This is a genomic window from Polaromonas sp. YR568 (genome assembly GCF_943372955.1).
GTDB lineage: Bacteria > Pseudomonadota > Gammaproteobacteria > Burkholderiales > Burkholderiaceae_C > Polaromonas.
In genome coordinates this window covers 159,107-178,271 of record NZ_CALSAL010000001.1, presented here as the reverse complement: position 1 = coordinate 178,271, position 19,165 = coordinate 159,107, and the positions used below count along the sequence as shown (strand labels likewise).

Genomic DNA, 19,165 nt, shown 5'->3' with positions numbered 1-19,165 from the left:
GACGCAGGCACTTGCGCCCTTGCAGTGCGCGGACCTCAGGCGCCCTTGGCGTCGCGCGCTTCTTCTTCGGCCGGCCAGTCGCGGATGTAGGCCTTGAGCATCTGGTTCTCGAAGTTCTGGCTGTCCACCACGGCCTTGGCGACGTCATACAGGCTGATGACACCCATCAGCACCTTCTGGTTCATCACCGGCATGTAGCGTGCATGGCGCTCCAGCATCATGCGCCGCACCTCATCGAGCTCGGTTTCCGAGGTGCAGGTCAGCGGATGGTCGTCCATGGCCGTGCGCACCAGGGTGCTGCCAATCGCACCACCGTTCTTGACGATGCAGACGATGACCTCACGGAAGGTGAGCATGCCAACCAGATCGCCGTGCTCCATCACCACCAGTGAGCCGATGTCCTTCTCGGCCATGATCTGCACCGCAGCCGCCAGCGGCTCATCGGGCTGCACGGTGTAGAGGGTATTGCCCTTGACCCGCAGAATGTCCAGTACTTTCATGGCCTTTTCCTCTGTTGCTTTCTCAGTTGTTTGCGCTGTTGTCTGTCCGCTTGTCCGGTTGCGGACTCGAATTGAATATAGCCCACAATCACACCACTGACTGTAATGATTTCCCGATCCTGAAACCAGCGCAGCGGCCGCGATCACTGGCCCTGCGACGATTCCCTGGAGACACCACCATGCCCGGCTATTCCGACCCCGGCTTTGACACCCTGGCACTGCACGCCGGTGCTGCACCCGACCCTGCCACCGGCGCACGCGCCGTACCGATTCACCTCACGACCTCCTTCGTGTTCGAGTCGAGTGACCACGCAGCCAGCCTCTTCAACCTCGAACGCGCCGGCCATGTGTATTCGCGCATCAGCAACCCGACCAATGCGGTGCTGGAGCAGCGCGTCTCGGCCCTCGAGGGCGGCATCGGCGCGATAGCCACCGCCAGCGGGCAAGCGGCGCTGCACCTGTCTATTGCCACCCTGATGGGCGCCGGCGACCACATCGTGGCCAGCACGGCGCTGTATGGTGGCTCGCAGAACCTGCTGCACTACACCTTACGGCGCTTTGGCATCGAGACCACCTTCGTCAAGCCGGGCGACCTCGATAGCTGGAAGGCGGCAGTGCGCCCCAACACCAAACTCTTTTTCGGAGAGACAGTCGGCAACCCGGGCCTGGATGTGCTGGACATCGAGGCGGTGGCGGCCATCGCCCACGACGCCGGTGTACCGCTGCTGGTGGATTCCACTCTCACCTCGCCGTGGCTGATCAAGCCCTTCGAGCATGGCGCCGACCTCGTCTATCACTCGGCCACCAAGTTCCTCAGCGGGCATGGCACGGTGATTGGCGGCATTGTGGTGGACGGCGGCAGCTTCGACTGGGGCGGCCCGGCAGCGGCGGGCAAGTTCACCGGCCTGACCGAAGCCTATGAGGGCTTTCATAACATGGTGTTCACCGAGGAAAGCACCGTGGGCGCCTTCCTGCTGCGCGCCCGTCGTGAAGGCCTGCGTGACTTCGGCGCCTGCATGAGCCCGCATTCGGCATGGCTGATCCTGCAGGGCATCGAGACCCTGCCGCTGCGCATGGCGCGGCACATGGAGAACACGGCGAAGGTGGTGGAGTTCCTCGCCAGCCATCCGCTGGTATCGCGCGTCGGTCATCCGCTGCTCGAATCACACCCCAGCTACGCCTTGGCCAAAAAACTGTTGCCTCGCGGCGCCGGCTCGGTGTTCAGCTTTGACATCAAGGGCAACCGCCAGCAGGGCAAGGCCTTCATCGACGCGCTCAAGGTGTTCAGCCACCTCGCCAATGTGGGCGATTGCCGCAGCCTGGTGATACACCCCGCCAGCACCACGCACTTCCGCATGTCGGACGAGGCGCTGGCCGGTGCCGGCATCGCACAGGGCACCATCCGCCTGTCGATTGGCCTGGAGGACGCTGCAGACCTGATTGACGACCTGAAGCGTGCCCTGAAAGTCGCTGAAAAAGCGGCAACGAAAGCGGGGGCCTGACCATGGAGCTGCTCGTCAACGGCCACACCACCTACTGCTACACCGGCGGCAAGGCGTTTGACGCCGCCTTGCCTACTGCCGTGTTCATTCACGGTGTGCTCAATGACCACAGCGTCTGGGCACTGCAAAGCCGCTACCTCGCCAACCACGGCTGGAACGTGCTGGCGATCGACCTGCCCGGTCACTGCCGCAGCGCCGGCGAGGCGCCCTCCACCGTGGAAGAAGCGTCGGGCTTTGTGGTCGCGCTGCTCGATGCCGCCGGCGTGAAGCGCGCAGCGCTGATCGGTCACAGCTGGGGCTCGCTGATTGCGCTGGAAGCGGCCGCACAACTGAAGGACCGCGTGAGCCATCTGGTGCTGGTGGGTACCGCGTTCCCAATGAAGGTGTCGGAGGCGCTGCTCGAGAGCTCGCTCCATGAGTCGATGAAGGCCATCACGATGATCAATGTGTTTTCACGCAGCACGCTGGCCGCGCCGCCCTCTGCGCTCGGCCCGGGCACCTGGGTCTATGGCAGCGCCATGGCACTCAACCGCCGCGTGCTGGCCAGCAACCGCACCGTCAATCTGTTCCACCGCGGCTTCAAGGCCTGCGACAGCTATGCCAATGGCGAGGCCGCCATCGCCCAGATCACCTGCCCGGTGCTGTTCATCCTCGGCGCGCAGGACCAGATGACCACCCCCAAAGCCGCACAGGCCCTGATCGCCAAGGCCCGTAGCAGCGGCAAGACCGTGCAGGTGGCCATGCTGGACGTGGGTCACCACCAGATGACCGAAGCGCCCGAGGCCACGCTGGCTGCGCTGCGTGACTTTCTGGGACGTTGAGATGGTGAGCTCGCCCGCCATGAGCCCTTCTGATATCTCGCGCGTCATTGAAATGGCCTGGGAAGACCGCACGCCGTTTGAAGCCATCGAAATGCAGTTCGGCCTGAACGAGTCGGCGGTGATTGAGCTGATGCGGCGCGAGCTCAGGCGTCCGAGCTTCAAGCTCTGGCGGGCCCGTGTGATGGCGCGAGCCACCAAGCACGCCGCCTTGCGCGCACCGGGCGTGAAGCGTCACCGCGCCGTGAACACGCGACAGGCCTGAACGTCGGGGTCTGCCCCCTTTTATCGCCCCAGGGCATCCCGCAACATCAGCTCCGGCCAGCGCGCCTTTTGCCACAGCGGCAGCACCGACGGCGCCTTGTCGAGCAGCAGGCGCTGCATCAGCGGCTCCAGCGAGGTGGTGTCGGGGTGCGCCAGCAGCAGATAGCGCGCCTCGGCGTCTTCATCGCTGCTCTGCACCTGCCCAATCCAGTCGAGCGCGACCAGCGTTTCCAGCACCGGCTCCAGCTGCAGCACATCCACCTGCAGGCGCACCGCCAGCTCTGAGCCGGTAAAGCCCCGTCGCGGCGTGAGCAGCGCTTTGTCGAGTGCCTGAAGCACCTCCACCGCCAGCTGGAACTGCCAGCCGTGCGCGCTGCCGCGGCGCGCCACGCCCGCCAGCAGGCTGGGCAGGTAAGCCGCAATCACCGCACCCATCAGCACAATGACCCACGACAGGTAAATCCAGACCAGCAGGATCGGCAAGGTCGCGAACGCGCCGTACACCAGCGAATAGGTCGGTACCGCGCTCAGGTAGTAAGTCAACGCCCGCTTGGCCAGCTCGATGCCGGCCGCCACGAAAAGGCCGCCCGTCCAGGCATGCGACCAACGCACATAGGTGTTGGGCACGAAACGGTAAAGCGCCGCCACGCCCCCCGCCACCAGAAAGAACTGCAGCACATCAAGCAAAAACCGCAAGCTACCCGGCAGCGCGCCCACCAGCCCCTTCGAGGCCGACAGCACGTACGAGGTCAGCGCCAGACTTGCGGCGAGTAACAGTGGCCCCAGCGTGATGGCGGCCCAGTACATCAGGATTCGCTGCGTCAATGGGCGGGCCTTCTTGACCCGCCAGATGCCATTGAGCGTACGGTCTATCGTCAGGATCAGCGCAATCGCAGTCACCAGCAGCACGGCCAGCCCGGCAATGCCCAGCTTGTTGGCCTGCCGGCTGAACTGCGTGAGGTAGCCCAGCACCTGACGGGCGATGTTGTCCGGAATCAGGCTCTGCACCAGCCACGCCTGCAATGCCCCCTGCATCTGCGAGAACATCGGGAACGCCGTGAAAATGGCCAGTGCCACCGTGAAGAACGGCACCAGGGCAATGGATGTCGTGAACGTCAGGCTGCTGGCCGTCAGGCCCATGTGGTCTTCACGGAAACGGTTGCGCAGGGTGAAGGCCGTGTCCTGCCAGGGGAAGCGGGACAGGTTGTCCCAGAACTCCTTCAAGTACTGCTGAAGGGAATGCTGAAATTTCATCCCCGGTATCATGCCACTGACACTTGAGCACCCATGAACAAAACAACGCAAATTGACCTCACCCGCTGGCTCGCCACTGGCAGCCTTGTCGGCCTGATCGTGCTGGGACTGGCCTGGGAAATGTGGCTGGCCCCGATTCGCCCTGGTGGTTCACTGCTGGCCCTGAAGGTGCTGCCGCTGGTGATTCCACTGGCCGGCATCATGCGGAACCGCCTCTACACCTACCGCTGGGTCAGCCTGATGGTGTGGCTGTATTTCATTGAGGGCGTGGTCCGGGCCTGGAGCGACCGCTACCCCGGCAACCTGCTGGCAGGCATTGAAGTGGCGCTGTGTCTGTCGCTGTTTGCCGCCTGCGCCCTGCATGTGCGGGCCCGGTTCAAGAATGTCGCGGCACAGAACCAGACCGCCGCCGTGGCGCAGGACGCCCCATGAACGACAGGCACGCCTTCCTCGATTCGCTGCGCGCGGCCGTCGGCGCGCCCCATGTGTTGACCGAAGGGGACCTCAGCGCCTGGGAGCAGGACTGGCGCAAGCGGGTACATGGCAAGGCACTGGCCGTGGTCAGGCCCGGCAACACCGCCGAGGTGGCTGCAGTGGTCAAGGCCTGCGCGGCGGCGGGCGTGAGCCTGGTGCCGCAGGGCGGCAACACCGGTCTGGTGGTGGGTTCCACACCCGATACATCGGGCACACAGGTGGTGCTGAGCCTCACCCGGCTCAGCGCCGTGCGCGCCATCGACTCGGCCAACCTGACGATCACGATGGAGGCCGGCTGCATTTTGCAGAGTGTGCAGGAGCAGGCCGAAAAAGCCGGTTTCCTCTTCCCCCTCAGTCTGGCCGCCGAAGGCAGTTGCACGATAGGGGGTAACCTCGGCACCAACGCTGGCGGCACGCAAGTGGTGCGCTACGGCAATGCACGCGAGCTGTGTCTGGGGCTGGAGGTGGTCAACGCGCAGGGCGAGGTGTGGCACGGGCTGACCGGCCTGCGCAAGGACAACACCGGCTACGACCTGCGTGATCTCTTCATCGGCAGTGAAGGCACGCTCGGCGTCATCACCGCCGCCACGATGAAGCTCTACCCCTTGCCAGCCGCCACACTGACCGCGTTTGCGGCGGTGCCTTCGCTGGCACAGGCCGTGGCCTTGCTGGGGCTGGCCCACCGGCATCTGGGCGCGGGCCTCACCGGCTTTGAGGTGATGGGCCAGTTCGCGCTCGGTCTGGTGGCCAGGCACTATCCGCAGATGCGTGTTCCGTTTTACGAGACTGCACCGTACTGCGTGCTATTGGAAAACTCCGACAGCGAATCCGAAGCCCATGCCCGAGAGCGCTTCGAAGCCCTGCTGGAAACCGCCATGGAACACGGCTGCGTTGCCGATGCCGTGGTGGCTGAAAACCTGACGCAGGCCCATCAGCTCTGGCACATTCGCGAGAGCATTCCGCTGGCGCAGGCCGAGGAAGGTCTGAACATCAAGCACGACATCTCGATTCCCGTCTCACGCATCCCGGCGTTTTGCGAGGCCACTGATGCCCTGCTGCAGCGCGAAATTCTAGGGGTACGACTGGTCAACTTTGGCCACCTGGGTGATGGCAACCTGCACTACAACGTGCAGGCACCCGCAACGGGCGACTACGCCAACGATGGCGCGGGCTTTTTGCGCGAGTGGGAAGACCGGATCAACACGCTGGTGTACGACTCGGTCAAGGTCTTCGATGGCTCGATTTCAGCCGAGCATGGCGTGGGTGACCTGAAGGCCGCCAAGCTGTCCGACTACAAATCGCCGGTGGCGCTGCATATGATGCGCGCCATCAAGCAGGCGCTGGACCCGCAGAACATCATGAACCCGGGGCGCGTGCTGGCCGCACGCTGACTGGACACTCAGAGCCAGCCGATCAGCCGATCAGCCGCTGCGCCAGGCGGGCCAGTCGCTCGCGGTACAGCTTGGCATCGAAGCCGCGGCGGGCTGAACCACTGTCTGCAGCAGCCTGCGCCACACGCAGCGATACCGTCTCCAGCAAGCGGTTGTCCAGCAGCGTCGGCAGCAGCTTGGTGGCACCGAAAGCCGTGTCACTGCGGGCCAGATCGGCCAGCGCCAGCACGGCGGCCTTCTTCATCGCCTCATTGATCTGCGGCGCGCCCACGTCAAGCGCAGCGCGGAACAGATACGGGAAGCACAACGCGTTATTGACCTGGTTGGCGTAGTCCGACCGGCCCGTGGCCGTGATGGCATCGGCAGCCACGGCCATTACATGCTCGGGGCGGATTTCAGGGTCAGGGTTGGCTAGTGCAAATACCACCGGTTTGGCAGCCATGCTCTTGATCATGTCCTGACTCACCACGCCGGGGCCGGACAGGCCGAGGAACACATCGGCGCCCTGCATCGCATCACCAAGTGTGCGTGCGGCGGTATCGCGCGCCCAGGCGGCCTTTTCACCGTCGTCGCCCTTGGCGCCGCGACCGGTGTAGAGCACGCCCTTGGAGTCACACACCAAAATATTCGAATGCTTCAGACCCAAGGCCACCAGCAGCTCCAGACAGGCCACCGCTGCAGCGCCAGCACCGTTGCAGACCAGCTTGACGGTCTCCAGTGTCTTGCCCTGCAGGTGCAGCGCGTTCATCAGACCGGCGGCCACCACGATGGCTGTGCCGTGCTGGTCATCGTGGAACACCGGGATCGGCAGGCGTGCGCGCAAGGCCCGTTCGATTTCAAAGCACTCGGGCGCCTTGATGTCTTCCAGGTTGATACCGCCGAAGGTCGGGTGCAGGCTGGCGATGATCTCGATCAGCTTCTTGGGATCGGTCTCGTCGATCTCGATGTCAAACGCATCAATGCCGGCAAAGCGCTTGAACAGCACCGATTTGCCTTCCATCACCGGCTTGCCGGCAAGGGCGCCGATATTGCCCAGTCCCAGCACGGCGGTGCCGTTGGTGATGACCGCCACGAGATTGCCCTTGGCGGTGTAGTCGTAGGCCATGGCGGCATCGCGCGCGATCTCGACGCAAGGCGCGGCAACGCCCGGCGAGTAGGCCAGCGACAGGTCGTCCATCGAGCCGACGCGCTTGGTGACGGCGATACCGATCTTGCCGCCGATGTCATCGGCGTTTTGCGGACGGTGGTAAGCGAGTGCCGCCTCGCGCAAGCTGGCACTTGCATCCGCTGGCTGAAACTGCTGTTGCTGGCTGGAGGACGCTGCAGGTGCGTCACCGGATGTCTGTTGTTTGTTCATGGTGGTCCACGGGTGGATCTGCTCGGAGGGAACGCAATTGTCCTCCGGCACGTGGCTGTCGTTCAGGCCGTTTTTGCATAACCCTGGATATACAGTTGTGACGGTGACATATCCAATCGCCGGGCTCAGGAACGCCCGGCAAAGCGATGCGCCTAGAATCCGAAATCGCCCTGCCGCCATGGCCCGACCTTGCTGGAAACCGTTGACATGACCACCCCGACCGCGCGGCCCATCCGCTCCCAATACGAAGATTTCATGCGCCATGTGGACACCCATGGCGTGTTCAAGGCCGACCGCACCGGCACCGGCACCAAAAGCGTGTTCGGTCACCAGATGCGGTTTGACCTGAACGAGGGTTTTCCGCTGGTCACCACCAAGAAAGTGCACCTGAAGTCCATCGTGCTGGAACTGCTCTGGTTTCTGCAGGGCTCCAGCGACAACAACTGGCTCAAGGAGCGCGGCGTCACGATCTGGGACGAGTGGGCCCGCCCCGACGGCGACCTGGGCCCGGTGTATGGCGTGCAGTGGCGCAGCTGGCCCACACCCGATGGGGGTCACATCGACCAGATCGCCGAAGTCATCAAGACCCTGAAGAACAACCCCGATTCGCGCCGCATCATCGTCAGCGCATGGAACGTGGCCGACCTCTCGAAGATGGCACTGATGCCCTGCCATGCCTTCTTCCAGTTCTATGTGGCACCTGCAGCCGCACCCGGCCAGCCCGGCAAGCTCAGTTGCCAGCTCTACCAACGCAGTGCCGACATTTTTCTCGGTGTGCCCTTCAACATCGCCAGCTATGCGCTGCTCACCCACATGGTGGCGCAGCAGTGCGGGCTGGACGTAGGCGACTTCATCTGGACCGGCGGCGACTGCCACATCTACAGCAACCATGCCGAGCAGGTGGCGCTGCAGTTGAGCCGCGCGCCCTTCCCCTACCCCACGCTCCACATCAAGCGCAAGCCCGACTCCATCTTTGACTACGCATTCGAGGACTTCGAGTTTCTGGACTACCAGCACCATGCGCCGATCAAGGCGCCGGTGGCCGTGTGACGCCGTGCAGACCAGACTCCGGAATCTGGGGCCAGCGTCAATGACCATGTTGGAAAAGGCCGGCATTGACTCCGTCACCCGCCTGCGAGAGCTTGGGGCTGTGCGTGCCTATCGCCAGGTGCAGCTGAGCGGCGCCCGGCCATCGCTGAATCTGCTGTGGGCGCTGGAAGGCGCGTTGACCGATCAGCCCTGGCAACAGATCGCGCAGGCGCATCGCCTGTCGCTGTTGGTTGAGCTGGAGAACGCCTCGCAAAACTCGACGACATCAGGCGTCAATCGTCCCGCTGGCCAACGCAGGGCGGTGAAATCATGAGTCGCATCCACCTGATCTGGGCGCAGGCCCGCAATGGCGTGATCGGCAAAGACGGCGTGATGCCCTGGCATCTGCCGGAAGACCTGGCGCATTTCAAACGCCACACACACGGCTGGCCGGTCATCATGGGCCGCAAGACCTGGGACTCGCTGCCACCCCGCTTTCGTCCCTTGCCCGGGCGCCAGAACATCGTGATCACCAGGCAAGCGCAATGGTCGGCGCCGGGCGCCACCACCGCTGCCAGTCTGGACGCTGCACTCGCCAGCTGCGCTGGTTCCGACGAGGTCTGGGTGATCGGTGGTGCGCAGATTTACCGACAGGCCGAACCGCTGGCAGAGCGCATCGAAATGACGCAGATCGAACAGGACTTTGAAGGCGACGCCCACGCACCCGCACTGGGGGCCGACTGGCAGGAGACGGCCCGCGAAGACCACACCTCGACCGGCGGCATGGCGTTCAGCTTCATCACCTACCGAAGACAGCAACCGAAAAGCAGTCCATGAAAATTGCCACCTGGAACGTCAACTCTCTGACTGCGCGGCTCACGCATGTCCTGGACTGGCTCGCCGCCAATCCCGTCGATGTGCTGTGCCTGCAGGAACTGAAGATGACGGATGACAAATTTCCGATGGAGGCGCTCCGGTCCGCGGGCTATGAAGCGGCTTTCTTCGGCCAGAAAACCTACAACGGCGTCGCCATCCTGTCGCGCACGCCGCTGCGGGATGTGGTGAAAAACATCACCGGGTTTAAGGACGAACATTCGCGGGTGATTGCCGCCACGGTGGACGGACCAGCCGGTCCCATCCGCGTGGTGAACGGCTACTTTGTGAACGGCCAGGAACCGGGCAGCGAAAAGTTCACCTACAAGATGCGATGGCTGGATGGCTTGCAGGCTTATGTGCGCGCCGAACTGTCAGCCCATCCACAGCTGGTGCTGCTGGGTGATTTCAACATCGCACCGGAAGACCGGGATTCGTTTGACCCTGACGGGCTGCGCGACACGATTCACCACACCCGGGAAGAGCGCGAGCATTTCCGTCAGTTGCTGGCGCTCGGCCTGACCGACGCCTTCCGGATGTTTGAACAGCCCCCCAAAAGTTTTTCCTGGTGGGACTACCGGATGCTCGGCTATCAGAAAAACCGGGGGCTGCGAATCGACCATATTCTCGTCAGCGAGCCACTGAAGCCGCAGGTCAAAGGGTGCACGATAGACCGGGTCCCACGCAAATGGGAAAAGCCCAGCGACCACGCACCTGTCACCGTAGAGATCGGCTGACCCCCGTCCAGGCTCACTGCGCGTGGCCTATCTCCCTCTCGAGGGATAGCGCCTGCGGGCTGGCGAAGCGAGTCCCACTACACCCGCTGGTTGCGCCCTCCCGTGGAGCACCCTTCGACAAGCTCAGGGCGAGCGGAATTCAACAAGCTTGAAGCAGACAGGCATTTAGACCAGCGGAGCCGTGGAACCGGCTTCGCCGGGCCACAGGCGGACGGCCCCCTCGGGGGGGCAGCGCAGTACACGCAGTGACAAGCGTGGGGGCCAATCACTCCAGATTGAGCTCCTGAATCTTCCGCGTGATGGTGTTACGGCCAATGCCCAGCTTCTGCGCTGCCTCGATGCGTCGGCCACGGGTGTTGATCAATGCCGTCTGGATGAGTTTGGACTCGAAACGGCGGGTCAGCACGTCCCACACATCGCTGCGTCCGGTGGCGAGCAAGGCCAGCGCTTCTGCTTCGAGACCTGTCTCCCAGCTCATCGCCAGACCGATGGTGCTGGAAGCAGAAGGTGAAGAAGTGGATGGCGACGGTGCCAACGCATCCGACACCACAGCTCGCTCAACCGGCATCGCGTGACTGCTCATCTCGGGCTTGTCGGCAGCAACCACCACCTTTGCCACTTCAGTGGTCGAACCCAGCACCTCAGGCGGCAGATCCTTGGGCTCAATCACCTGAGCCGGCGCCATCACGGTCAGCCAGTGGCAGATGTTTTCCAGCTGACGCACATTGCCGGGAAAGCCGAAGTTACTCAGCTGCTGCAAGGCAGCATCGGAAATGCGCTTGGGCTCCACGCCAAGCTGCTTGGCGCTTTGCTGCAAGAAGTGGCGGGCCAGCATGAACACGTCTTCGCGCCGCTCGCGCAGCGCGGGCAGGCGCAAGCGGATCACGTTGAGGCGGTGGAACAGGTCTTCGCGGAATCCGCCCTCTTTCACCCGCTGCTCCAGATCCTGATGGGTCGCAGCGATCACGCGCACATTAGCCTTGACGGCGTTGTGACCACCCACGCGATAGAAATGCCCGTCGCTCAGCACGCGCAGCAGGCGCGTCTGCAAGTCAAAAGGCATGTCGCCGATTTCATCGAGGAACAGCGTGCCGCCCTCGGCCTGCTCGAAGCGGCCGCGGCGCATGGTCTGCGCGCCGGTGAAGGCGCCGCGTTCATGGCCGAACAGTTCGCTCTCCAGCAGGTCCTTGGGGATGGCCGCCGTGTTAATGGCCACAAATGGACCATTGGCCCGCGGTGAATGCTTGTGCAGTGCGCGCGCCACCAGCTCCTTGCCGGAGCCAGATTCGCCGGTGATCATCACTGTGACCATGCTCTGGCTCAGGCGGCCAATCGCGCGGAATACGTCCTGCATCGCGGGCGCCTGCCCGAGCATTTCGGGTGTGGCGGCCATGCGCTCTTCAGCGACTTCCTCACGCTGACTTTCCTCGACGGCGCGCCGGATCAGTTCGACCGCCTTGGGCAGGTCAAAGGGCTTGGGCAGGTATTCGAAGGCGCCGCCCTGAAAGGCGGAAACCGCACTATCGAGGTCCGAGAACGCCGTCATGATGATCACCGGTAAGCCGGGGAGCTTTTCTTTGACTTTCTCCAGCAGATCAAGGCCCGAGCCGCCCGGCATGCGGATGTCGCTGACCAGGATCTGGGGGCCGTCTTCTTCAGTGGCGTTTTCAAGTGCGGCGAGAACTTCGCGCGGGTTGGTGAAGCTGCGGGTCGGCAGGTCTTCGCGGAGCAGGGCCTTTTCCAGAACAAACCGGATGGACTGGTCATCATCAACGATCCAGATCGGTTTCATGTCGTGCAGTCCCTTTCTTGTTGCCAGTGCGGGTGGCACCGGGCATCTTCTGTGTCAAACCATGGCTACAAAGGCCTCAAGGCAGCGGTATCAGCAGCTTGAAGTCTGTAGAACCGGGTCTGCTTTCGCACTCGATCAAACCGTGGTGTTGCTGGACAAAAGTTTGCGCCAATGTCAGCCCCAACCCCGAACCACCCTCTCGCCCTGACACCAGGGGATAGAAGATCCTGTCTTTGATGGAGTCCGGCACACCCGGCCCATTGTCGATAACATGCAATTCCAGTGCCAAGCGATAGCGCTGCTTGCCGAAAGTTACCTGTCGCACCACGCGTGTCCGGAAAGTGATCAGTCCATCACCTGCTGCAATGCGCTCGGCCAGGGCTTGCGCAGCGTTGTGGGCAATGTTCAGTACGGCCTGAATCAGCTGCTCCCGGTCGCCGCGGAACTCGGGAATCGAGGTGTCGTAGTCGCGCATGACGCGCAGGCCGCGCGGGAACTCCGCCACGATCAGCGAACGCACCCGCTCACACACCTCGTGAATATTGACATCGCCGACCAGGTGCGGCCGGCGGTGCGGCGCCAGCAGGCGGTCCACCAGCGTCTGCAAGCGGTCAGCCTCGTGGATGATGACCTGGGTGTACTCGGTCAGGTCCTTGCCAATTTCCATTTGCAGCAGCTGCGCCGCGCCGCGAATACCACCCAGCGGGTTCTTGATTTCATGGGCCAGATTGCGGATCAGCTCCTTGTTGGCCTGGGCCTGGTCGATCAGTCGCTCTTCGCGGTCCTGCTTGGCTTGTTGTTCCAGCGGCAGCAACTCGACAATCGCCTCCCCCGCGGTATCAGTCTGGGCGACCACCACATGGACGGGCAGCGGTTCGTGGTTCAGGCGGCGCAACCAGGCGTCGTAGCGCAGGGCGGCAAACTCGTTGCTGCCCGCGCCTTCCAGGGCGTTCTGCAGGATGACCGGTTCGGTGAAGCACTCGGGCAGCTGCGAGCCCTCAATCGTGCGGCGTGAAATGCCGAGCGCGTCTTCCAGCGCCGCGTTGGCATAGACCACGACCCCGTTGGTCCGCACCACAGCCACCAGGGTGGCGAGCAGATCGAAAGACTGGAAGCGGGAAGCCGCGCCCATAGCGGGAGAGGATGATCGGGAGGTCGGAGAAAAAAGCTTGTTCAAGCTTTCATTTTGGCCCAGAAGCCGGGCCACCGCCTTTAATTCGTGGCGGGCAACCGTGAAATTTCACGCTTGAGGCCGGCGATGTCGCTCTGCTGGCGTGAAATGCTTTCCTTGAGCTCGGCCACACGATCCAGGTAACGCTGGTAGTTGCGTCCCTCGATGCCCTGCTTGTCGGGCTCGCCGTTGTTGTATTCCTTTTGCTGCTCGGCCAGCTTGGCCTCGGCCTTGCGCAGCTCTGCTTCCAGGATCGCGCGGGAGTCGCTGTCGCGCGCTTTCTGTTCGGGACTGCCGTCGGTCCGTGTACCACTGCTGCTGGGCGCGGCAGCCACGCGGACCGGCGCTTTCGGCACTGGCGTGCTTTGCACCACCGTCACGTTGCCGCCAGAGATTTGTTTGCAATTGCGCACCTGCGCGTCTTTGGCGTTGTTGGTGTACTCGGGTGGAGCACCGGCCGCACCGGCACATCGGTACACCTGCTGGGCCCAGCTGGTGCCGGAAACGCAAATCAGCAAAACGGAAAAAATCGAAAGCAGTAACGTATGTTTCATCTGGAACCCCCAATGCCCGCCAAGGCAAGGTCGGTCTGTGAGTATGCGGCAAACACCGGAAATCACAAAGAGAGCCCACCCGCAGGCTGTGGCCAATGAAAAAAGGACGGCAGATGCCGTCCTTTTTTGGCCACAAACCGTAAGAAACGGTAAGCGGCTTGCTGCTGCCGTGGATTACAGCGAGTAGTACATGTCGTACTCGACCGGGTGCGGCGCCATGCGGAAGCGCGTGACTTCGGTCATCTTCAGTTCGATGTAGGCATCGAGCATCGAATCGGTGAAGACGCCGCCTTTGGTCAGGAAGCCGCGGTCCTTGTCCAGGTACTCCAGCGCCTGGTCGAGGCTGTGGCACACGGTTGGCACTTTTGCATCTTCCTCGGGTGGCAGATGGTAGAGGTCCTTGGTGGCGGCTTCGCCCGGATGGATCTTGTTTTCCACGCCGTCGAGACCGGCCATCATCAGCGCCGAGAAGGCGAGGTAAGGGTTGGCCGATGGATCGGGGAAGCGTGCCTCAATGCGGCGGCCTTTGGGGTTGGCCACATAAGGAATGCGGATCGATGCGGAACGGTTGCGCGAGCTGTAGGCCAGTTTCACCGGGGCTTCGAAGCCGGGAACCAGACGCTTGTAGCTGTTGGTGCCGGGGTTGGTGATAGCGTTCAATGCACGGGCGTGCTTGATGATGCCGCCGATGTAGTACAGCGCAAAGTCAGACAGTCCAGCGTAGCCGTCGCCTGCAAACAGGTTCTTGCCATCTTTCCAGATCGACTGGTGCACGTGCATACCGGAGCCGTTGTCGCCAGCGTAGGGCTTGGGCATGAAGGTGGCGGTCTTGCCGTAGGCATTGGCCACGTTCCACACCACGTACTTCAGGTTCTGCGTCCAGTCGGCGCGCTCAACCAGCGTGCTGAACTTGGTGCCGATCTCGTTCTGGCCAGCGCCTGCCACCTCGTGGTGGAACACTTCAACCGGAATGCCCAGCGATTCGAGAATCAGGGACATTTCGGCGCGCATGTCCTGCGTGCTGTCGACCGGTGGCACAGGGAAGTAGCCGCCCTTGGTGGTCGGACGGTGGCCGCGGTTGCCGCCTTCGAGGACTTTGCCGCTGTTCCATGGTGCTTCGTATTCGTCGATGGCGAAATGCACGTTGCCGGGTTCGTTGCTCCAGCGCACGCCGTCGAAGATGAAGAATTCAGGCTCTGGTCCGAAGTAAGCGGTGTCGCCCAGGCCAGAGGCCTTCAGGTAGGCTTCAGCGCGCTTGGCGATGGAACGCGGGTCGCGGTCGTAGGCCTTGCCGTCGCTCGGCTCCACCACATCGCACTGCAGGAACAGCGTGGTCTCTTCGAAGAACGGGTCGATGTTGGCGGTGTTGGGGTCGGGCATGAGCTGCATGTCCGAAGCCTCAATGCCTTTCCAGCCGGCGATTGACGAGCCGTCAAACGCGTGGCCGGAGGTGAATTTGTCTTCGCTGAAGGCAGACACGGGCACGGTCACGTGCTGTTCCTTGCCCCGGGTGTCGGTGAAGCGGAAGTCAACGAACTTGACCTCGTTTTCCTTGACCATTGTCATGACGTCTGCGACGGTCTTTGCCATCAAATTCTCCTGTGTTGGATGGTGGGTGAAAAATTGTCTTCGGAAGGGCTGAATGCACTTTTTATGCCAAAGCTATTCCCTGCTCTGTTTGGAGCTCCAGCTTGGATTGTGCCGTCAACTGACCTCAATTTCGGCCCATCCCCGGCGGGAGGGCCAAAAAGTCAGTTTTTACTCGCGCACAAGTAAAGTGCATCAAAGAATTGCACCATTTCAGTGCAACACCTCAACGCACCAATTCAGGGCCCAGCGTCAAATCGAAGGTGCCCAGTCCGCTCAAAAGTGCCGGATAGGCCTTCTCGACCGCCGCCGGGTGGCCTTTGACGCCCAGTTCGATATGCCGCCCGTGCTGGGGATGGTCCACACTGGGGAGACTGAATACCTTGACCTCCGGATGGGCTGCCTCGATGTCGATCATCAGTGGGGTGAGCATGGCCTCCATGGAACCAAAGACGATCACGGATTTTTCGACGTGAGCTGCCTTTTGGTGCAAATGGGCGTAGTGCGTGTCGAGCACCCAGGCCATCATGGGCCACGCCATCACAGGGAAACCGGGAAGAAAATGAACGCCGGCCCCGGGCGTGCTGGCGGCCGCAGACAGTTCCGCCCCACAGAAAAAGCCGGGGATCTTGTTGTACGGGTTGGGGATGATCTGCGCGCCGACCGGAAACACCCCCATGTTCAGGCGGTGGATGTTGTCGTGGCGGTCCGGCTCGTAGGCGGTGCCCTGCTCCTTCGCCACATCCTTCATGCGCTCGATGATCAGGTCTTTGGCTTGCGGATGCAGGACCAGTTCACGCCCAAGCGCCTTGGCCGCGCACTGGCGGGTGTGATCGTCCGGTGTCGCACCGATGCCGCCACACGAGAACACCACATCGCCATGATCGCGCGCGGCTGCGAATGCACGCTCAAGTGTGGAGGTGATGCGCGCCGGGTCGTCCCCCACGTAGTCGGCGTAGGCCAGCGACAGGCCGCGTTCGGCCAGCAATTCGATGGTTTTGGGCAGGTGCTTGTCAGTGCGTTTGCCGGAGAGGATTTCATCCCCGACGATGATGAGTCCGAAATGGGTGGGCATGCGAGATCAATGAAGAAAAGAGAAAGTAAGAGAGAGGTGGGTACGGTCAGTTCAGGCAGGGCCGACAGTGGCACCCGAAGGCGCTGGCAATGTCGGGGGTGCACCTGATGCCGCCGATTCAATCGTCAGCGGCGTGATGTCTGGAGGTGAAGTCCCGTTGTTCCTGCTGCGAAGCGCCTCGAGCGCTGCCAGCGCGTAATGCGAAAACCACAGCGACGAGAACGCAAACACCAGCGTGTAGATCCAGATCGCCACCGGCACCAGAATTGGCGCCATCGCCACAAACATCGCGCCCGAGGCCCAGATCACGCTGGGTGCCGCGCCCAGATAGCCGCTGAGCACACCAATCCCCAGCAGTGCACCGCGGTGCTCGCGGAAAATCTGGCGCCGCTCGTCACTGCTGGCATGGTCTACCAATGCGTCATAGGACATCACCCGGTAGGTCAGCCAGCCCCAGATCAGCGGCGGCAGGATCAGGATCAGCGGCGGAATCAGCCACAGCGGGATCGATACCACCATGGCAACAATGGCCAGCAATGTCGAGCCCAGCGACCAGAACAGGCTGGCAACCAGCGAGCCCCCCTTCTTGCGCTCCAGCTGTGGAAAACGCCGCTCAGCCACCAAGGCCACCATCGCGGGTGTCATGAAGATGGCCACGAAGAGCAGCGAAACAATCACGATGACGGGGATGGCCATGAAGAGCAGCAAGGCCGGCGCAAGCACCAGACGCAACCCGCTCAGGCCCAGCCCTTCCAGCCATCCGACCATGGTGTTGACCATTTCGTAAGCGCCGAGCTGGCTGCGAATCGCCTCCACTGCGTCACTCCAGAACCAGTAACCCAGCCCGAGCGACAGCGCAGCCATGATCACCAGCGGAAGAACCGACAGCGCAATCACCCGGGGGTGCAGGCAGTACATGGCGGCCCGCCAGAATGAATCAAGAAGCTTGCTCATGCCTGCGAGGATAAACCGAATGGAAATCCGTGCGTGGCCACTCGGCTGTTCAGGCTTTGCCGGCCAGCCGCTTGAGGCCCATCCACTGCTGCGACCAGAAGCCGCGGCCATAGTCGCGCTGCTGCTCGATCTGGTCGCGCACGCCTGTGGCGTCGTACCGCAGCTGGAAATTGGCGGTGCCGAAAAGCATGTCCCACCACGGCAGCAGCACACCGAAATTGTGCCCGCCAAGGGTTTTGGGGCCGTCGCTTTCATGCCCGATACCGACGGCATGGTGCAGCCGGTGAAAGCGCGGGCTGACCCACAGCCGCTCACCGATCTGGCCAAACCAGATGCGGACATTGGCGTGCTGGAAGCTCTCGCTGAGCTGGGTGAAAGCCACAATCGCCACGAACTGCGCCGGCGGCACGCCGATCAGCTGGGCCACCACCACCATGATGGCATCGACCACGATGTCGTCAAGAAGGTGGTTGCGGTTGTCGCTCCACATCGTCATCTGTCGCTGGGCGTGGTGCAGCGAATGCAGACGCCACCACCATTCAAACTGGTGCTGGCCCCGGTGGGTCCAGTAGGCAACAAAATCAAACACCACGAGATACAGAAGGAAGCTGATGACCGCGTGGTCGGTCACGCCCGGCCAGAGCTGGTCGAGATGCCAGGTGCCCACACCGGCGGCGCGCAAGGCACCGAAGCCCTCGTCAAACAGCGGCTCCAGCGTGAAGAACAATGCCAGCCGGAACACGCCAAGCCGGTGGATCAGCGTGTACAGCACGTCGGTGCGGATGGTGGCGCGATCCGTGATCGCCTCCACAGGCCGCCAGCGTTGCAACGGACCGATCACCGCCAGCAGGACAATGATCTGGATCAGGCCCACCAGGAACCACGCAGTTGCCTCGTATCCGTCTTCAAGGAAGTTACCCAAACCCACCGCGAACAGCACCGGTACCACGGCTGACTCGAACAGCGCCTGCTGCACACCAGAGAAAAATTCTGCCAACCAGTCCATGGTGCTTATTTTGCCGGCGCACCGACGGGGCGACTGCCACGCGATTCGATCCACGCCCTGTAGTCGGGATGCTCGCGCAGCGTTTTGAAGCAGAACCCGCGCGACTGCAAGCCGGTGATCAAGGGCTCCAGCACCGCCGGCGCCCACGGGTCCTTGCGCGACCAGATGCCCAGGTGGGCGACGAGTACGTCACCGGCGCGGATGTCGCGCAGCGCTTTTTTCAACAGGTCGTTGTTCGGGTATCTGTCGCTGGGCAACTCATCTCCCAGAAATCCGGCGGGCGACCAGCCCACGTGTGCGTACCCGCAGGACTTGGCCGCAGCCAGCAAGGCCGGTGAGGTTTTCCCGCCTGGCGCCCGAAACAATGGCAGTGCTTTCTTCCCGGTGATGGCTTCCAAATGTCTCGCGGACTTTCCGAGCTCCTCGCAGTACTGATCGGCCGTCCATTGCAGGCTCTTGCCTTCGGACGGGCCGGCGGAGGGCTGCATTCTGAAACCGTCAGGCAGGTCAGCACGCCAATACACGTGGTCCCAGGTGTGGGAAGCGAACTCGTGGCCCTCAGCCGCCCTCACCTTCCACCAAGGGGCCCAGTCACTGCCCAGACTGCCATTGCCCGTCTGCGTGCGCTCATTGGCAGCGAAGAAGGTCACCTTGACCTGATGCCGGTTCAGGATGTCCGCGATCAGCGGCGCCACCGCCATGTGGCCCGTGTCCAGTGTCAGGTAAACGGGTTTGCACGCGGCAACAGTCGACGGCGCCTTGTCCACGTTGGGATCGGCAGCCAAAGCCATATGGCTGAGGATGACAATAGAAAAAATAGCCGGCAA

The 19,165-nt window shown here is 62.7% G+C and carries 20 protein-coding genes; 9 read left to right on the top strand and 11 right to left on the bottom strand.

What is annotated here, in order from left to right:
• Positions 1 to 35 precede the first annotated feature (35 nt).
• Complete coding sequence (locus tag AAG793_RS00845; RefSeq protein WP_341902753.1) at positions 36 to 500, bottom strand: CBS domain-containing protein; 465 nt, start codon at positions 498 to 500, stop codon at positions 36 to 38.
• Positions 501 to 679: 179 nt separating this feature from the next.
• Between AAG793_RS00845 and AAG793_RS00840 the strand changes: the two genes are divergently transcribed.
• Genes AAG793_RS00840 through AAG793_RS00830 form a run of 3 tightly spaced genes read left to right on the top strand, consistent with a single transcriptional unit; the run spans position 680 to position 3,085 of the window.
• Positions 680 to 2,002, top strand: coding sequence for an O-acetylhomoserine aminocarboxypropyltransferase (locus AAG793_RS00840; protein ID WP_341902751.1), 1,323 nt, complete (start codon positions 680 to 682; stop codon positions 2,000 to 2,002).
• 2 nt (positions 2,003 to 2,004) lie between these two features.
• Complete coding sequence (locus tag AAG793_RS00835) at positions 2,005 to 2,823, top strand: alpha/beta hydrolase (RefSeq protein WP_341902748.1); 819 nt, start codon at positions 2,005 to 2,007, stop codon at positions 2,821 to 2,823.
• A 19-nt stretch (positions 2,824 to 2,842) separates the two neighbouring features.
• Complete coding sequence (locus AAG793_RS00830; protein WP_341902744.1) at positions 2,843 to 3,085, top strand: TIGR03643 family protein; 243 nt, start codon at positions 2,843 to 2,845, stop codon at positions 3,083 to 3,085.
• 20 nt (positions 3,086 to 3,105) lie between these two features.
• On the opposite strand, the gene AAG793_RS00825 is transcribed toward AAG793_RS00830, so the two are convergent.
• A complete protein-coding gene (locus AAG793_RS00825; RefSeq protein ID WP_341902742.1) occupies positions 3,106 to 4,338 on the bottom strand; it encodes a YihY family inner membrane protein in 1,233 nt (410 codons plus the stop codon).
• Between the two features lie 33 nt (positions 4,339 to 4,371).
• On the opposite strand from AAG793_RS00825, the gene AAG793_RS00820 reads away from it, so the two are divergent.
• Together AAG793_RS00820 and AAG793_RS00815 are read left to right on the top strand one after the other, a co-directional pair.
• Entirely contained in the window at positions 4,372 to 4,770 is a 399-nt protein-coding gene (locus AAG793_RS00820) for a DUF2069 domain-containing protein (RefSeq protein WP_341902741.1), read from the top strand.
• Positions 4,767 to 6,203, top strand: coding sequence for an FAD-binding oxidoreductase (locus AAG793_RS00815; protein WP_341902738.1), 1,437 nt, complete (start codon positions 4,767 to 4,769; stop codon positions 6,201 to 6,203). The genes AAG793_RS00820 and AAG793_RS00815 overlap by 4 nt, the downstream gene beginning before the upstream one ends.
• A 22-nt stretch (positions 6,204 to 6,225) precedes the next feature.
• On the opposite strand, the gene AAG793_RS00810 is transcribed toward AAG793_RS00815, so the two are convergent.
• Positions 6,226 to 7,560 carry a malic enzyme-like NAD(P)-binding protein gene (locus tag AAG793_RS00810; protein WP_341902736.1) on the bottom strand — a complete coding sequence of 445 codons (1,335 nt, stop codon included), beginning with the start codon at positions 7,558 to 7,560 and terminating at the stop codon, positions 6,226 to 6,228.
• Positions 7,561 to 7,767: 207 nt separating this feature from the next.
• Here AAG793_RS00810 and AAG793_RS00805 point away from each other — a divergent pair, with 207 nt between their 5' ends.
• The 4 genes from AAG793_RS00805 to xth are packed head-to-tail and all read left to right on the top strand — an operon-like array spanning position 7,768 to position 10,199.
• Entirely contained in the window at positions 7,768 to 8,610 is an 843-nt protein-coding gene (locus AAG793_RS00805) for a thymidylate synthase (protein WP_341902733.1), read from the top strand.
• Positions 8,579 to 8,923 carry a TfoX/Sxy family protein gene (locus tag AAG793_RS00800; protein WP_341902730.1) on the top strand — a complete coding sequence of 115 codons (345 nt, stop codon included), beginning with the start codon at positions 8,579 to 8,581 and terminating at the stop codon, positions 8,921 to 8,923. The genes AAG793_RS00805 and AAG793_RS00800 overlap by 32 nt, the downstream gene beginning before the upstream one ends.
• Entirely contained in the window at positions 8,920 to 9,426 is a 507-nt protein-coding gene (locus AAG793_RS00795) for a dihydrofolate reductase (RefSeq protein ID WP_341902728.1), read from the top strand. Before AAG793_RS00800 ends, AAG793_RS00795 begins: the two co-directional genes overlap by 4 nt.
• The gene (gene xth / locus AAG793_RS00790) at positions 9,423 to 10,199 is read left to right on the top strand and encodes an exodeoxyribonuclease III (protein WP_341902724.1); all 777 of its coding nucleotides are present in this window, start codon (positions 9,423 to 9,425) and stop codon (positions 10,197 to 10,199) included. The genes AAG793_RS00795 and xth overlap by 4 nt, the downstream gene beginning before the upstream one ends.
• 265 nt (positions 10,200 to 10,464) lie before the next feature.
• Here xth and ntrC read toward each other — a convergent pair whose 3' ends face one another.
• From ntrC to AAG793_RS00750, 8 genes are all read right to left on the bottom strand, one after another.
• Positions 10,465 to 11,991, bottom strand: coding sequence for a nitrogen regulation protein NR(I) (gene ntrC, locus AAG793_RS00785; RefSeq protein ID WP_341902721.1), 1,527 nt, complete (start codon positions 11,989 to 11,991; stop codon positions 10,465 to 10,467).
• Between the two features lie 76 nt (positions 11,992 to 12,067).
• Positions 12,068 to 13,123, bottom strand: coding sequence for a nitrogen regulation protein NR(II) (glnL, locus tag AAG793_RS00780; RefSeq protein ID WP_341902718.1), 1,056 nt, complete (start codon positions 13,121 to 13,123; stop codon positions 12,068 to 12,070).
• An 80-nt stretch (positions 13,124 to 13,203) separates the two neighbouring features.
• The gene (locus tag AAG793_RS00775; protein ID WP_341902716.1) at positions 13,204 to 13,716 is read right to left on the bottom strand and encodes a hypothetical protein; all 513 of its coding nucleotides are present in this window, start codon (positions 13,714 to 13,716) and stop codon (positions 13,204 to 13,206) included.
• 174 nt (positions 13,717 to 13,890) lie between these two features.
• Positions 13,891 to 15,306 (bottom strand): type I glutamate--ammonia ligase, encoded by a 1,416-nt coding sequence (gene glnA, locus AAG793_RS00770; RefSeq protein WP_341902714.1) that lies wholly within the window; start codon positions 15,304 to 15,306, stop codon positions 13,891 to 13,893.
• Positions 15,307 to 15,529: 223 nt separating this feature from the next.
• Entirely contained in the window at positions 15,530 to 16,378 is an 849-nt protein-coding gene (locus tag AAG793_RS00765; protein ID WP_341902712.1) for a molybdopterin-binding protein, read from the bottom strand.
• 51 nt (positions 16,379 to 16,429) lie between these two features.
• Entirely contained in the window at positions 16,430 to 17,332 is a 903-nt protein-coding gene (locus tag AAG793_RS00760; RefSeq protein ID WP_341902710.1) for an EI24 domain-containing protein, read from the bottom strand.
• Positions 17,333 to 17,381: 49 nt separating this feature from the next.
• Positions 17,382 to 18,338 carry a sterol desaturase family protein gene (locus AAG793_RS00755; protein WP_341902708.1) on the bottom strand — a complete coding sequence of 319 codons (957 nt, stop codon included), beginning with the start codon at positions 18,336 to 18,338 and terminating at the stop codon, positions 17,382 to 17,384.
• A gap of 5 nt (positions 18,339 to 18,343) precedes the next feature.
• A complete protein-coding gene (locus tag AAG793_RS00750) occupies positions 18,344 to 19,129 on the bottom strand; it encodes a polysaccharide deacetylase family protein (protein WP_341902707.1) in 786 nt (261 codons plus the stop codon).
• Positions 19,130 to 19,165 lie beyond the last annotated feature (36 nt).